Origin of the sequence: Exiguobacterium aurantiacum (genome assembly GCF_001766415.1) — a bacterium.
Lineage (GTDB): Bacteria > Bacillota > Bacilli > Exiguobacteriales > Exiguobacteriaceae > Exiguobacterium > Exiguobacterium aurantiacum_A.
This window is the reverse complement of record NZ_MKXO01000002.1, coordinates 33,871-46,482: the sequence shown is the minus strand read 5'-3', so window position 1 is coordinate 46,482 and position 12,612 is coordinate 33,871. Positions and strand designations below refer to the sequence as shown.

General features: G+C 48.8%; 13 protein-coding genes. 7 read left to right on the top strand and 6 right to left on the bottom strand.

Translation table 11 applies throughout. The annotated features are described in order from the left end of the window. The first annotated feature begins 45 nt into the window (after positions 1 to 45). Together rluF and BJU60_RS06125 are read left to right on the top strand one after the other, a co-directional pair. On the top strand, positions 46 to 756 hold the full coding sequence (gene rluF, locus BJU60_RS06130) for a 23S rRNA pseudouridine(2604) synthase RluF (RefSeq protein WP_070328022.1): 711 nt from the start codon (positions 46 to 48) through the stop codon (positions 754 to 756). A gap of 168 nt (positions 757 to 924) precedes the next feature. Next, the gene (locus tag BJU60_RS06125; protein ID WP_070328021.1) at positions 925 to 1,251 is read left to right on the top strand and encodes a hypothetical protein; all 327 of its coding nucleotides are present in this window, start codon (positions 925 to 927) and stop codon (positions 1,249 to 1,251) included. Positions 1,252 to 1,284: 33 nt separating this feature from the next. On the opposite strand, the gene BJU60_RS06120 is transcribed toward BJU60_RS06125, so the two are convergent. Further along, entirely contained in the window at positions 1,285 to 2,034 is a 750-nt protein-coding gene (locus tag BJU60_RS06120; RefSeq protein WP_070328020.1) for an SDR family NAD(P)-dependent oxidoreductase, read from the bottom strand. Positions 2,035 to 2,156: 122 nt separating this feature from the next. Between BJU60_RS06120 and BJU60_RS06115 the strand changes: the two genes are divergently transcribed. The 5 genes from BJU60_RS06115 (at position 2,157) to ahpF (ending at position 8,286) form a co-directional block, all read left to right on the top strand. Further along, positions 2,157 to 2,783, top strand: a complete 627-nt coding sequence (locus BJU60_RS06115) for a TetR/AcrR family transcriptional regulator (RefSeq protein ID WP_070328019.1) — start codon at positions 2,157 to 2,159, stop codon at positions 2,781 to 2,783. A 301-nt stretch (positions 2,784 to 3,084) separates the two neighbouring features. Further along, positions 3,085 to 4,953, top strand: a complete 1,869-nt coding sequence (htpG, locus tag BJU60_RS06110; protein WP_070328018.1) for a molecular chaperone HtpG — start codon at positions 3,085 to 3,087, stop codon at positions 4,951 to 4,953. Between the two features lie 97 nt (positions 4,954 to 5,050). Next, the gene (locus BJU60_RS06105) at positions 5,051 to 5,845 is read left to right on the top strand and encodes a hypothetical protein (protein WP_070328017.1); all 795 of its coding nucleotides are present in this window, start codon (positions 5,051 to 5,053) and stop codon (positions 5,843 to 5,845) included. Between the two features lie 341 nt (positions 5,846 to 6,186). Further along, entirely contained in the window at positions 6,187 to 6,750 is a 564-nt protein-coding gene (gene ahpC / locus BJU60_RS06100; protein ID WP_016510347.1) for an alkyl hydroperoxide reductase subunit C, read from the top strand. Positions 6,751 to 6,762: 12 nt separating this feature from the next. Further along, entirely contained in the window at positions 6,763 to 8,286 is a 1,524-nt protein-coding gene (ahpF, locus tag BJU60_RS06095) for an alkyl hydroperoxide reductase subunit F (protein ID WP_070328016.1), read from the top strand. 36 nt (positions 8,287 to 8,322) lie between these two features. Here ahpF and BJU60_RS06090 read toward each other — a convergent pair whose 3' ends face one another. The 5 genes from BJU60_RS06090 to BJU60_RS06070 all read right to left on the bottom strand — a co-directional run bounded on the left by BJU60_RS06090 (position 8,323) and on the right by BJU60_RS06070 (position 12,589). After that, positions 8,323 to 8,724 (bottom strand): hypothetical protein, encoded by a 402-nt coding sequence (locus BJU60_RS06090; protein ID WP_070328015.1) that lies wholly within the window; start codon positions 8,722 to 8,724, stop codon positions 8,323 to 8,325. Positions 8,725 to 8,824: 100 nt separating this feature from the next. Then, entirely contained in the window at positions 8,825 to 9,529 is a 705-nt protein-coding gene (locus tag BJU60_RS06085; RefSeq protein ID WP_070328014.1) for a hypothetical protein, read from the bottom strand. Positions 9,530 to 9,553: 24 nt separating this feature from the next. After that, positions 9,554 to 10,507, bottom strand: a complete 954-nt coding sequence (locus BJU60_RS06080) for an ABC transporter substrate-binding protein (protein WP_070328013.1) — start codon at positions 10,505 to 10,507, stop codon at positions 9,554 to 9,556. A gap of 19 nt (positions 10,508 to 10,526) precedes the next feature. Next, positions 10,527 to 11,528 (bottom strand): FecCD family ABC transporter permease, encoded by a 1,002-nt coding sequence (locus BJU60_RS06075; RefSeq protein ID WP_070328012.1) that lies wholly within the window; start codon positions 11,526 to 11,528, stop codon positions 10,527 to 10,529. Next, entirely contained in the window at positions 11,525 to 12,589 is a 1,065-nt protein-coding gene (locus BJU60_RS06070; RefSeq protein ID WP_141737227.1) for an iron ABC transporter permease, read from the bottom strand. The genes BJU60_RS06075 and BJU60_RS06070 overlap by 4 nt, the downstream gene beginning before the upstream one ends. Between the last annotated feature and the right edge of the window lie 23 nt (positions 12,590 to 12,612).

The window sequence follows — 12,612 nt, the reverse complement described above, 5'->3', positions numbered from 1 at the left end:
CTAAATGCGGTATAGTGAAGTATCATTTCATAAGGACGTGTAACCATGCGTATTAACAAATTTATTAGTGAATCCGGCAAGGCGTCCCGCCGCCAAGCCGATCGTCTCGTCGAAGAAGGACGGGTCACGATCAACGGGAAGAAAGCGAAAATTGGGGACCAAATAAACCCGGGTGACGAAGTACTCGTCAACGGTTCGGCCGCCCGCGTCGCCCGCAACAACGTCTACATCGCTGTCCATAAACCGGTCGGCGTCACGAGCACGACGGAGAAGAAAGTCAAAGGCAACCTCGTCGACCTCGTCAACCACCCGCTCCGCATCTTCAACATCGGCCGGCTCGACAAAGACTCGGAAGGGCTCATCTTGATGACGAACGACGGCGATATCGTCAACGAAATTCTTCGCGCTGAGGGCGAGCACGAGAAGGAATACATCGTCTCGGTCGACAAGCCGATCACACCAGAGTTCGTCGAACAGATGGAAGCCGGCGTCAAAATCCTCGGTCAAAAGACGTTACCGTGTAAAGTCCATCCGCTGTCGAAGTTCGACTTCAACATCACATTGACGCAAGGACTCAACCGCCAGATCCGCCGTATGTGTGAGACGCTCGGTTACGAGGTATACCGCCTTCAACGCGTGCGCGTCATGAACATCACGCTTGGCAAGCTCCCGCCCGGACAATGGCGCGACCTGTCGAAAAAAGAGCGCGAGCAGTTGTTCCGCGAATTGAATTACGAACCGAAAGAATGGTACTGAAACAAGCCCAGACGCTTTTGTCTGGGCTTGTTAGCGTTCATAGAGAAAGACAATCGTTTCTCTAGTTCCGACGATCTCATGTCGTTTAGGCGAAAAATAGTCAAACGTTCACCAAAACGGGAATAGTTCTATACAGATGATTTTGTAACGGAAAAGAGGTGAATCGTCATGAATGGCGCCTTGTTCCCCCGCACCTCGGTCGGCAAGTGGTCGATCATTCTCATTGGCTTGTTCCTCGCCATGTACGTGCCGTTCTTGTTGCTCGACAACTTCGACACGACGTTCACGTCAACGCTTTGGAGCGACAACGCCGCACACATGCTTCGACTTAGCTACATGACCACGTTCTTCGTACTCGGACTCGGGGCGTTCGTGACCGGCTGGTGGGCCATCTTGAAACAAAAAGAGTACGCCGTCCTCGTCTTCTTCGCCGCCGTCCTCGGTTCAGGATTGTTCGTCCTGCTCGTCATGGAACTCGTTGGGATTTTGGAGTAGCGAAAAAGTAGGGCCTCAGATGAGACCCTACTTTTATTTAGCCGTGACGCCCCCGTCGACCGGTAGTTCGATGCCGGTGATATGGTTCGCCTCGTCTGACGCGAGGAACAAGACGGCTGCCGCCACCTCATGTGCCGTCCCTAAATTCGGCAAGGCGACTTGATTCAAGAAATGCTGTTTATAGTCCGGATGCTCCATGTGCGGCGCGCTCATCGGCGTGACGATATAGCCCGGGTGGACCGAGTTGACGCGAATGTTTTGTTTGCCGTAATCGACGGCTGCTGCTTTCGTGAGCGAGCGGACCGCACCTTTCGATGCTGTATACGCTCCTGCTCCGGCCATACCGGTCAACGCCGAAATTGATGAAATGTTGACGATCGAGCCGCCGGAATTTTTCTCCATGAGCGGGATCGCATATTGCGTTCCGAGCATGACGCCATCGATGTTGATGCGATACGTCCGCGCCCAGTCGTCTTCTGTTTGCTGTAAAAATGGTTTAGCGAGCGCGATGCCAGCGTTGTTGACGAGAATGTCGAGCTTGCCGCACGTTGCTTGGACTTCTGCGTAAACCTTCTCCCAATCTGTACGTGATGTCACATCGTGTTGAATCGACAGCGCCTCCCCGTCCTGCGCTCGAATCGCCTCGACAACGCTCGTTACTGCTTCAAGATTGATGTCGGTCGCGACGACCGTCGCCCCTTCTTTTGCGAACAATTTCGCCGTCGCTTCTCCCATCCCACTGCCTGCACCTGTGATGACCGCAACTTTCCCCTTTAATCGCATTAAATTCTCTCCATTCTTAAATTATGATAGTCTAACTATCGTAATAATAGACGAGGCACATTTGATTCTCAACGAAACTGCCTGAACACGTTATAATGACGAGACAACAAAGAGGTGATTAGATGAACAAACGACAACAAAATAAAGAAGATCGCTTGAATCACATCATCGATCAAGCTGAGACACTTTTTTTGAAAGACGGGTTTGAGCGCGTCCAAATGCAGGACATCGCCGACGCTGCAAACATCGGGGTGGCGACGCTGTTCCGCTATTTCCCGAAAAAAGACCAACTGATCGTTGCGGCCGCCGTCCATAACTTGACGCCGACGTTGCACGTCTTCAAGGAATTGACGGCGCGTCCCGGAGACGCCTACTCAAGACTAGAAGCGATACTCGATTATTTGCTTGGGCAACAGCTGCGTCAGACGAGCCACTCCCGATTCCGTGAGGCGTTCGAGAGCTACGCCTCGTTCGTCGCCTCCCCGCTGCCGGGAATCGACGGCTATATCGAACTGCAGCGCCAAATCATGGCGACGCTCGAGCCGCTCATCCAAGACGGGCGGACGGACGGGTCGTTCCGTCACGATATCGACGTGAAAGAGACGGTCATCACCGTCATCAACGCGTTCGGCACGTTCGGCAACAACATCATCTTGAAGTCGCACATCAGCTATTTAGAGAAAGATATCGACCCAATGATCCAACAACGTGTCTTGAAAGAGATGCTGCTCGCTTACGTGCGGGCATGACAAAAGCCCCTTCGCAGTTGAAGGGGCTTGATGTTTAGGCAAAAAAAATGAGCACCTCTCTAAAGAGGTGCTCTCGAAAAGTCTACCGCGTCGAACCACGCTCCACAACGTGCTCCCGAAGGAATGTCCGCCGTCTTACATAGACCAGCTCATCGCATGTACTCAACAATACTCGAATGATGCTTCGTCGTCAATCTTTTGTTTTCATCCGCCTTGACATCTCTCCAAAAATTAGGATAATGAAGAGTGTTAGCACTCTTATATACAGAGTGCCAAAATCGAACGACAAAGGAGAACGGTCATGACAAAGAAACAGTTTCAAGCCGAATCGAAACGAATTTTAGAGTTGATGGTCCACTCAATCTATACACATAAGGACATCTTCCTGCGTGAGCTCATCTCGAACGCGAGTGATGCCATCGACAAGATGTATTACCGCGCCCTCTCGGACGAGGCGATCGACTTCAACAAGGACGATTATTTCGTCAAAGTCGAACTCGACAAAGACGCACGCACGGTCACAATCCGTGACACCGGGATCGGGATGACGGAAGACGAACTCGAATCGAACCTCGGGATCATCGCCAAGAGCGGTTCGCTCGCGATGAAGCAGGCGACGAAGATGGAAGAAGACCACAGCTTGATCGGTCAATTCGGCGTCGGTTTCTACTCGGCGTTCATGGTCGCCGACCGTGTGACGGTCCGGACCCGTTCCGTCGACAGTGACCAAGGATATCTTTGGGAGTCAGACGGCATCGACGGCTATACGATTGAGCCGACGTCTAAACAAGAGATCGGAACCGAGATCGTCCTGCACTTGAAAGCCGACACCGAAGACGATACGTATTCTTCATTCTTAGAGGAATATGAGGTCCGCTCGCTCATCAAGAAGCATTCGGACTTCATCCGCTACCCGATCAAACTCGACGTGACGAAACACCGTCCAAAAGACGACTCGGAAGAATTCGAGGACTATGTCGAAGAAGAGACGATCAACAGTATGGTCCCGATTTGGCGCAAGCGGAAGAACGAACTGACGGACGAGGACTACACGGCGTTCTACCACGAGAAGCGCTACGGTTTCGACGAGCCGCTCAAACATCTCCACTTGAACGTCGACGGTTCGATCCGCTATCAGTCGATCCTCTATATCCCATCGACGGTCCCGTACGACTACTACACGAAAGAGTTCGAGAAAGGGCTCGAGCTCTACTCGAACGGCGTCTTGATCATGGAGAAATCGCCTGACTTATTGCCGGACTACTTCGGTTTCGTCAAAGGGATGGTCGACTCGGAAGACCTATCGCTCAACATTTCCCGGGAGATGTTGCAGCAGGACCGCCAACTGCGCGTCATCGCTAAGAACGTCAAGTCGAAAATTAAAGGCATGCTCGAGAAGATGCTTCAGAATGAGCGCGAGGACTACGAGAAGTTCTTCGACGCGTTCGGCCGCCAAATCAAGTTCGGCGTCTACGACCAGTTCGGCGCCGCGAAGGATGAGTTGAAGGACTTGCTCTTGTTCCACTCGTCGAACGAGAAAAAGCTCGTCTCGCTGAAAGAATACGTCAAGCGTATGAAAGAGGACCAGAAGTACATCTATTACGCGACGGGCGAATCGATCCATCGTATCGATCTTCTCCCGCAAACGGAGCGTTTGAAAGAAGAAGGCTTCGAGATCCTCTACTTCACAGAAGAAATCGACGAATTCGCTATCAAAGTGCTCCAGTCATATGAAGACAAAGAGTTCAAGTCGGTCGCGAGCGGTGACCTCGGCCTCGACGATGAGGCGGCGAATTCGCTCAATGAAGACAATAAAGACTTGTTCGCCTTCATGAAGACCGAGCTCGGCGATCGCGTCAAAGAAGTGCGCGCGTCAACTCGTCTCAAGTCGCACCCGGTCTGCTTGACGGTCGCAGGTGACGTCTCGATCGAGATGGAGAAGATCATGAACACGATGCCGAACGGCGGCGGCATGAAAGCAGAAAAAGTGCTCGAAGTGAACGCCGACCACGCCATCTTCCAGACGTTGCAACGCGTCTATACGGAAGACGAGGCGAAAGCGAAACAATATACCGATCTTCTTTACCAGCAAGCACTCCTCATCGAAGGATTGCCACTTGAAGATCCGGTAGCGTATTCGAATGCAGTATGTGCGTTAATGGCAGAATGATGAACCAAGGCAGAGGGCGACCTCTGCCTTTTTCGTTTATTCTAACTTAGTCATGGTACAATTTAAGAAGATAAAAACATCGGAACCGAGGTGACATATGCTGTTCGAAAAAAACAAACTATACAAACGCTCTGTCCTTCACGATCAATACGGCGGGAGTCGTCAACGTGGAATTAGTACTCCGAACAAACATAAGCTAATCTTTATTTTTGATAGCGGGATGGATGAAGAGTTTGGATACAAGAATGGCTGGAGTGAAGACGACGGTTTATATTATTACAGCGGTGAGGGTCAAGAAGGGAACCAATCTTTTTCTTTTGGAAACAAAGCTCTCCTAAACCATATCGAAAATGGAGAAGACGTCTATCTCTTCGAATCACTTGGAAAAGGTAGTTATCGCTTCGTGGATCAACTTATTTTAATCGGTTACGACATTCAATTCGGAATTGATAAACACCATAACCAGCGCGAAGTAATCGTTTTTGCATTCGAACCGCTACACGTTGTTCAAGAAGAAGCCCATCATTTTGCATCAACTATGCGCTATAAAACCGTTGAAGAGTTAAATGAAATTGCTTTACGTGATCCGAAACGAGCTACTGGTTTAAGTATGCCAGCTCGAAAATTACAAGTTCGCGAACAAACAGCAGCTCTTTATTACGCTGTGCTGGCTCGGGCAAATAATTGCTGTGAAGCTTGTGGAAACCAAGCCCCGTTTGAAACAGAAGAAGGTCCTTATCTCGAACTCCATTCTTTATATAAAGAATCAGATGATGGATTATCACGTCCCGATCAAGTGGCTGCATTATGCCCAAATTGCCACGCTCGCATGCACAAAGGGAAAGACGGAGCGGACTATAATAAACAACTGATTCATAAGTTAACAACTTGACGAACCTTAATCCAATATGGATAAGGTTTTTTTGTATGCAATTGATAAAATGTTGATTATTTACGAGAATGAAGCGCTTAATCTCTTCTTTACTCTTTTTAACCAATAACTGTTCTACTCATTTTATATGAGTTTAAAAAAACAAATTAGCAGTTTTCATGTAACCGTTTTCTTTACTGTTATGATGCGATTTTACATAAACACCTTGATAGATCAACCTTTTAGGCAGCATGCATACGTCTTGACAATTTCGCCTAGTTATATGAAATTAGTATTACATTATAATTATTCTAGTAGAGATACAATTCCGCTAGAGTAAAAACCCAAGGAGGACATACCCCATGTCATTAATCGGCAAAGAAATCTTACCATTCACAGCACAAGCGTTCCAAACAGGAGAATTCCTCGAAGTATCAGACAACAACCTTAAAGGTCAATGGAGCGTCGTTTGCTTCTACCCGGCTGACTTCACATTCGTCTGCCCGACTGAACTTGAAGACCTTCAAAACGAATACGCGACATTGAAAGACCTCGGCGTCGAAGTCTACTCAGTGTCTACAGACACACACTTCACGCATAAAGCTTGGCACGAAACGTCAGAGAAAATCGGCAAGATCGAATACATCATGATCGGCGACCCGTCACACACGATTTCACGCAACTTTGACGTCTTGAACGAAGAAGATGGCCTTGCTGACCGCGGTACGTTCATCATCGACCCAGACGGCGTCATCCAAACTGTCGAAATCAACGCAGGCGGCATCGGCCGTGACGCGAGCACGCTCGTAAACAAAGTCAAAGCAGCACAATACGTCCGCAACAACCCAGGCGAAGTTTGCCCAGCGAAATGGGAAGAAGGCTCAGCGACACTTCGTCCAAGCCTCGATCTCGTTGGCAAGTTGTAAGGAGCGGATTCCATGTTAGAAGCAGATATTAAACAACAATTAGACCAATACTTGCAGCTCATGGAGGGCGACGTCGTCCTCCGTGTGAGCGCTGGCGACGACGCGGTCTCTAAAGAGATGCTCGAACTCGTCAACGAGCTCGCAAGCATGTCGTCACGTATCTCCGTCGAAAACGTCACGCTCGAACGCACACCGAGCTTCAGCGTGAACCGTCCGTCTGAAGAGACGGGCATCGTCTTCGCCGGGATCCCGCTCGGTCATGAGTTCACGTCACTCGTCCTCGCGTTGCTCCAAGTGAGCGGCCGAGCGCCGAAAGTAGACGCAGATGCGATCAAGCAGATCCAAAACATCCAAGGGACGTACCACTTCGAGTCGTACATCAGCCTCAGCTGCCATAACTGTCCGGACGTCGTCCAAGCACTTAACGTCATGAGCGTGCTCAACCCGAACATCTCACACACGATGATCGACGGCGGCGCGTTCAAGGCAGAAGTCGAAGCGAAAGAAATCATGGCCGTCCCGACCGTCTTCTTGAACGGAGAAGCGTTCGGTAACGGACGGATGTCACTCGAAGAGATCTTGGCGAAACTCGGCACAGGTCCTGATGCTTCGGCGTTCGAAGACAAAGAAGCGTATGACGTCCTCGTCATCGGTGGTGGTCCTGCTGGTGCAAGTGCGGCCGTTTACGCAGCTCGTAAAGGCATTCGTACCGGCATCGTCGCTGAACGTTTCGGCGGTCAAGTGATGGATACGATGGGCATCGAGAACTTCATCGGCACGTCGTACACGGAAGGTCCAAAACTCGTCGCGAGCTTAGAGGAACACGTGAAAGCATATGGCGTCGACGTCATGAATCTTCAACGTGCGAAGCGCCTTGAGAAGAAAGACCTCGTCGAAGTCGAACTTGAAAACGGCGCGATCCTGAAGAGTAAGAGTGTCATCTTGTCGACAGGGGCACGCTGGCGCAACGTCAACGTCCCAGGCGAAGCTGAGTTTAAAAACAAAGGTGTCGCCTACTGCCCACACTGTGACGGTCCACTCTTCGAAGGCAAACGTGTCGCGGTCATCGGCGGCGGTAACTCTGGCGTCGAGGCGGCAATCGACCTCGCTGGCATCGTCAAGCACGTCACGGTACTCGAGTTCGCATCTGAACTGAAGGCCGACCAAGTACTTCAAAACCGTCTTCACAGTCTCCCGAACGTGACCGTCGTCACGAACGCCCAGACGACTGAAATCACAGGTACGGACAAAGTGAACGGGATCTCGTACATGTCTCGTGAGACGAACGAAACGCATCACGTCGAACTTGAAGGCGTCTTCGTCCAGATCGGCCTCGTCCCGAACACGGACTGGCTCGATACGGTTGAACGCAACAACTTCGGAGAGGTTATCGTCGACCATCATGGTTCGACGAACATCTCAGGCGTGTTCGCGGCAGGCGACTGCACGAACAGTGCCTACAAACAGATCATCATCTCGATGGGCTCTGGTGCGACAGCCGCACTCGGTGCTTTCGACTACATGATTCGCAACTAACGAAAAACTCGTCCTCCACGTGGGGACGAGTTTTTTTTATAGTTCAAACGACTTCCCAGTATCCGGGATGAACAGGATCGACTCCCCCGTTTCCGTTTCAAATACATAAGCGACAGTTGGGACGAACGGATTCCAGTCGTCCCCGTTCGTTCGCACACTTTCCGTATAAGTGACGCTCCCGTACGTTGTGGACAGTTCTTGTTCCGCGGCAGCGACCGAGTAAGTCGGAATCGAAAGTACGATTGTAGCGCTGACTAAAAACACACTCACAAATGCGGACCATACTTTACGTCTCGGATACGTGAGCTTCACTAAAATCAATATCGAAATCATCCAACCGATCGGCACACCAAATGTCGCCGCACCTCCGTACCACGCATTATTCACGTAAAGTAACGTCACCGCCACTATCAAACCGATTGTCCACCACCATTTCATCCTGATCACCTCACTCATATTATCTCAAAAAATAATAATTCCTCAATCGAAATGAACGCATTCAAAAACCGCTCGGCAACGCACGAGCGGTTTCAACAAATCAATTATGCAACAACGGACACGTTCCGCAACATGAGGAACGATCACGATTTTGTTTCACGTACGCCAAGCAACAATGTTTGCGCACATAATAGCTCTCAGTTCCATTATCGATTAGCTTGAACGTCATATTCAACGGATTCGCGCTTTTCACTCCGTCATCGATCAGCGTATGCAGGTTCTGTCGATATTCGTCTGTATGTTCAGGCTCTGATTGGTGCATCTGTAAATCGACTTGAAATAGATTATGTGAAATCAGGCTATACATGTGAGACAATTTTGCTTTTGTTTCGTCTGAAACTTTTGTTAGCAAAGGAGTAAGGTGACTGGCAAGCCAGCGAACCCAGGCCTCGTTCGCGTCGCGTCCGTCTTGAGACGAAAACACGTCATATTCATGAATGACAAATTCCATACAACCATCCTCGATGCACCGAATCCCGCCGCTATTAAGACGTGGAATTACTAGACAATCGAATCGATTGAATGCGTCGAGTAAACCCATGAACAAAACCGAATAGCGTTTGGCAAACAGTGTCCCTGCCACGACCGGATGACAGTTTTCCATTTGCTCTTGTTGATACCGTAGAAGGGAAGAGACCACACTTGCATCCGTCAGCAACTCATCGTAAGCAAAGTCTGGTGATGACGTCGAATCGATCACAATTCCATATTCGTCTTTTAAATAGCGATGCATTTCATCAGTCATCATGACTCCTCCTTTCTGTGCGGCTTATTTCAATAGATGTCCTTCAAGTTGATCCATGATCAAATTTCGTCCTTTAGGTCCCCAGGCCATGTATACCCAATAGTCGTCAGGGTAGACTTGATTCTTCTGAACGGCCGGGACGGATTGCCAAAGGTTACTGTTTTTAATCTCTTCCATGTGAGCTTTCCCGTTATTGTCGACTTGGAAAAATAAATGGTCAGCGTCAATTTCAGGCACTTTTTCGAAAGATAATTCACTCGATCCGCCATCCGCTGGTACCATGTTCGCGGCATTTAATTTCAGATTCTCATACATCAACGTGTTCAACGGATGATCTGTTTTCGCATAAATGTTAAGACCTCGATCTTTCGGGCGCACGCGAAGGAATGCAACTTTTTCATCCCCTAGTTCAGTTTCAAATTGCGCAGATAACTCTTCCGCACGATCATTTGTCTGTTGGATGATATTTTCCGCTTCTGTTTCTTTACCGAACACTTCTGCTACTTTCAAAAAGTTCGTCTCCCACTCTTTCGGGTCCACGTCTCCCTCTTCCGAACCAATCAATATGGTCGGCGCAATCGCGTTCAATTGGTCATAAGATTCTTTCAACCAGACATCCCCGATGATAACGTCTGGTTCTGTCGCCATAATCGCTTCAAAATTCCCTTGATATGGGTCACCGACACGCTGGGCATCTTTCAAATCTTCTTGTAGATAAGGCAAGACCCCATCGCCAATTTGCTCAAAACCATTCGTGACACCGACCGGCGTAATGCCGAGTGACAACAAATAATCTTCCCATCCAGGGACAAGAACGACTACCTTCTCAACATCTGATGAAAGTTCTGTCGTCCCTCCGGCATGTTCAATCGTTCGTTTTTCAGTCGTCGCTGTTTTCGTCTCAGTCTCTGACTGGGCACATCCAACACCGATCACTAAAAGGAGTGCCGCCATTGTGGCAAGCCATAAATGTTTCATATCTCATCCTGCTTTCTGTTTATATTTTTTTAGTGAGCAAATGTAAAAAGTAAGGGGCTCCGATGATTGCGATAACAATTCCCGCCGGTATCTCACTAGGCTGTAAAATAAGGCGTCCGATTGTGTCAGCTGTCAAAACGAGCAGTGCTCCCACTAGACCTGAAATCGGAATAACATACCGATGCTTTGTCCCGATCAGTTGCTTCGTCAAGTGAGGTGCGATCAAACCGACAAAGCTAATGCCGCCACCGACGGCCACACAAGCGCTAGCAACCGCTACCGCAATCCAGCTCAACCACAGCCGGGTCTGTTCCACTTTCACCCCTAAGCCGACAGCCATGTCTTCTTTAAACGTCAACACATCTAAATAGCGGCTGCGGTACATTAAGAGCCCTCCACCGATCAAGAGCCAAGGGAGCAGTGAAGCAACTTTTTCCCAAGAAGCACCCCAAATACTGCCGGCCAACCAAAGTTTTGTGAATTGGTACTGAAAAGGATTCAACGCAAGTGTCAATACGATCATTAACGCACTCATTCCAGACGCCACACCGATTCCAACTAGAATTAACCGAATCGGCGGTGTTCCTTCGTTCCGATTGTAAGCTAACACATAAATGATGAAGGCGGTTAGCACCCCACCGATTAGCGCGACCACCGGTAAGCTGACCGCTTGAATCCACTCGTTTGAAGTGGTCGGCAACAAAGTGACGAATAATACGACGAATAGCCCTGCCCCGCCATTGATGCCTAATATACCTGGTTCAGCTAAGCTGTTTCGCATCGTCGCTTGTAAAGTAGCCCCTGAAATAGCAAGTCCGAAGCCGATGAATGAAGCCAAGAAAATTCGCGGCAACCTCAAATCGAACAAGATCATTGTCTGTTGACTTGTCCCTTGACCGAAGAGGGTGTCTAACACTTCTTGTGGAGTAAGGGATATGAACCCTGAATTGATGCTATACAGTGCGACCATCCACCAACTCACAATGAGCATACCGGTCCAAGCAATATATGGCTTTCTCATAGTTCACGCCTCGCTTTTCTCGCGATGTGTAGGAAGAACGGGACCCCAATCAAAGCTAAAATTGCACCCACTGGGATTTCATAAGGTGGATTGATGGTTCGGGCCAACAGATCAGAGATAAGCAATAACAAAGCACCGTATATAGCCGAACAAGGAATGATGTATCGATAGTCAACTCCGACAATCCCGCGAACCATATGAGGAACAACTAAACCGATAAAGCCGATTGGACCGACCATCGAGACCGAGGCACCGGCTAACAGTAGAACGACTAAAGCTAGTATAAATTTCGATTTCTTAACATCTTCTCCTAAACCAATCGCCACATCTTCACCAAGACTTAACGTCGTAACTTTGCGACTGAATAGAATCGCAAACATCAACATGGCGACAATCCATGGTGCCACGACTTTTAATTGTTCGAACGAAACACCGATGAGTCCTCCGGCATACCAAAATGCCACATCTTGCGACACTTTAAAATAGATGGTGACTGCTTCACTTAAAGCAAAGAATAAGGCCGAGACTGCCGAACCAGCCAACACGAGACGCAGTGCGGTAACTTGACCGTACAAGCTCGTCACACCGAACGTTAAGCCCATACTTATTACAGCTCCGATGAACGTAATAAACATTAACAGCGTGAACGAGATGTTCGGGAAAAATACGAATGAAATCGCCAATGCGAATGCGGCGCCTGCGTTAATTCCAAGAATACCAGGATCCGCTAAGCTATTTCGTGTCACTCCTTGCATAATGGCTCCAGCTACGGCAAATGATGCTCCAACGAGTATAGCCGCAAACACTCTTGGCAAACGTAAATCCCAAATCACAACATGTTGGGTATTGGATGAATCATAATGAAAAATGGCATCTTGAATAGTAGAAATAGGGATTGTGGCTGCTCCGACTGCAATTGAGTAACTTGACACAATTACGATTGAACATAAGCCAAAAAGTATCCAATACGTAAATTTAATTAAATTTGATTTTGCTCGAATGAGTCGCACGTCAATTCCTTTCCGCTTCTTTTCATAGATAATGATAATCATTATCAACATAAGTATTATTCTTTACCTGCCTC

Bases quoted from the DNA above. Each gene is read 5' to 3' on its own strand.
- rluF (WP_070328022.1), top strand. From the start codon at position 46: ATGCGTATTAACAAATTTATTAGTGAATCCGGCAAGGCGTCCCGCCGC.
- BJU60_RS06125 (WP_070328021.1), top strand. From the start codon at position 925: ATGAATGGCGCCTTGTTCCCCCGCACCTCGGTCGGCAAGTGGTCGATC.
- BJU60_RS06120 (WP_070328020.1), bottom strand. From the start codon at position 2,034: ATGCGATTAAAGGGGAAAGTTGCGGTCATCACAGGTGCAGGCAGTGGG.
- BJU60_RS06115 (WP_070328019.1), top strand. From the start codon at position 2,157: ATGAACAAACGACAACAAAATAAAGAAGATCGCTTGAATCACATCATC.
- htpG (WP_070328018.1), top strand. From the start codon at position 3,085: ATGACAAAGAAACAGTTTCAAGCCGAATCGAAACGAATTTTAGAGTTG.
- BJU60_RS06105 (WP_070328017.1), top strand. From the start codon at position 5,051: ATGCTGTTCGAAAAAAACAAACTATACAAACGCTCTGTCCTTCACGAT.
- ahpC (WP_016510347.1), top strand. From the start codon at position 6,187: ATGTCATTAATCGGCAAAGAAATCTTACCATTCACAGCACAAGCGTTC.
- ahpF (WP_070328016.1), top strand. From the start codon at position 6,763: ATGTTAGAAGCAGATATTAAACAACAATTAGACCAATACTTGCAGCTC.
- BJU60_RS06090 (WP_070328015.1), bottom strand. From the start codon at position 8,724: ATGAAATGGTGGTGGACAATCGGTTTGATAGTGGCGGTGACGTTACTT.
- BJU60_RS06085 (WP_070328014.1), bottom strand. From the start codon at position 9,529: ATGACTGATGAAATGCATCGCTATTTAAAAGACGAATATGGAATTGTG.
- BJU60_RS06080 (WP_070328013.1), bottom strand. From the start codon at position 10,507: ATGAAACATTTATGGCTTGCCACAATGGCGGCACTCCTTTTAGTGATC.
- BJU60_RS06075 (WP_070328012.1), bottom strand. From the start codon at position 11,528: ATGAGAAAGCCATATATTGCTTGGACCGGTATGCTCATTGTGAGTTGG.
- BJU60_RS06070 (WP_141737227.1), bottom strand. From the start codon at position 12,589: ATGTTGATAATGATTATCATTATCTATGAAAAGAAGCGGAAAGGAATT.